Source organism: Streptomyces sp. NPDC093801, from assembly GCF_040701585.1.
Taxonomy (GTDB): domain Bacteria; phylum Actinomycetota; class Actinomycetes; order Streptomycetales; family Streptomycetaceae; genus Streptomyces.
This window is the reverse complement of the sequence record NZ_JBFBDP010000117.1, coordinates 1-1,330: the sequence shown is the minus strand read 5'-3', so window position 1 is coordinate 1,330 and position 1,330 is coordinate 1. Positions and strand designations below refer to the sequence as shown.

At 72.3% G+C, this 1,330-nt stretch carries 1 protein-coding gene and 1 pseudogene; both read right to left on the bottom strand.

Going from position 1 to position 1,330, the window contains the following annotated elements:
* Window positions 1-182 (bottom strand): annotated as a pseudogene (locus AB0469_RS41155) (sulfate ABC transporter substrate-binding protein); the annotation flags it as partial.
* Window positions 183-400: 218 nt separating this feature from the next.
* A partial coding sequence (locus AB0469_RS41150) for a hypothetical protein (protein ID WP_366456736.1) occupies window positions 401-1,330 on the bottom strand: 930 nt, incomplete at its 5' end.

Genomic DNA, 1,330 nt, shown 5'->3' with positions numbered 1-1,330 from the left:
ATGCGGACCTCGGACGCGGAGAGCTTGCTGCCGCCGTCGGCGGAGGCGCCGGCCGCCTTCGGCTCGTCCTTCTGCGCCTCGGAGCCGTAGCCGCAGGAGGCGAGGGCGCCGATCAGCAGCGGCAGGGCGGCGGCGGCGAGACCGCGGCGCAGGGTCTTACCGGTGGAACGGGGTGCAGGCACGGGAGGACTTCCTCTCGACGCGCCGTCGTGGGACTACGGCGCAGGTCTTCGTCTGTGGAGCGGGGGCAGGTACGGCTCGTGGGGGGTGAGGGCGCGCATGCGGTGCGCGTACGTCATCGCGCACATCGCGCCACTCCTCCCTGGCCGCTGCCGAGGGCGCCGCTGCCCACGCGGCCGCCCTCCTTCGCGAAGGTGGTGTAGATGTCGGTCCGCATGGCCTAGAAGTCCCACCCTTCCTCGTCCGCCGGTGCGGTCTCGGCCTTGGAGGCGAAGGACTCGCCCGCCATGCCCGCCGCCAGGGTGGTCCCGTCGGCCGGGTCGATGAGGAGGAAGGATCCGGTGCGGCGCGAGTCGGCGTACGCGTCGAGCGCGAGCGGCTCGGCGGTGCGGACGACGACGCGGCCGATGTCGTTGGCCACCAGCCGGCCCGGGTTCGGGTGCTGGGACAGGTCGTCGAGGGTGAGCCGCGAGGGGATCTCCTTGACGATCGCCTTGACCGTGCGCGTCGTGTGCTTGAGCAGCACCCGCGCGCCCACGGCCAGCGGCTGGTCGGCCACGTGGCAGACCGTCGCGACGACGTCCTGCGTGGTGGCCGGGGCACTCGCGCTCGGCGCGATCAGGTCGCCGCGCGAGATGTCGATGTCGTCCTTCAGGCGCAGGGTCACCGACTGCGGGGACCAGGCGATGTCCACGGACCCGCCGAGCGCGTCGATGCCCTCGATCACCGAGGTCTTCCCCGACGGCAGGACGGTGACGGACTCGCCGACGCGCAGGACGCCGGAGGCGATCTGGCCCGCGTAGCCGCGGTAGTCCGGGTGCTCGGCGGTCTGCGGACGGATCACGTACTGCACCGGGAAACGCGCCGGGCAGGCGGTGAGGTCGTGGCTCACCGGGACGGTCTCCAGGTGCTCCAGGACCGTCGGGCCGCCGTACCAGTCCATGTTGGCGGAGGGTTCGACGACGTTGTCGCCGGCGAGGGCGGAGATCGGGATGGCGGTGATCTCCGGGACGCCGAGTTCGGAGGCGTAGGCGGTGAACTCCTCGGCGATCTTCGCGAAGACGTTCTCCCGGTAGCCGACGAGGTCCATCTTGTTGACGGCGAGGACGACGTGGGGGACGCGCAGGAGGGCGGCGACGGCGGCGTGGCG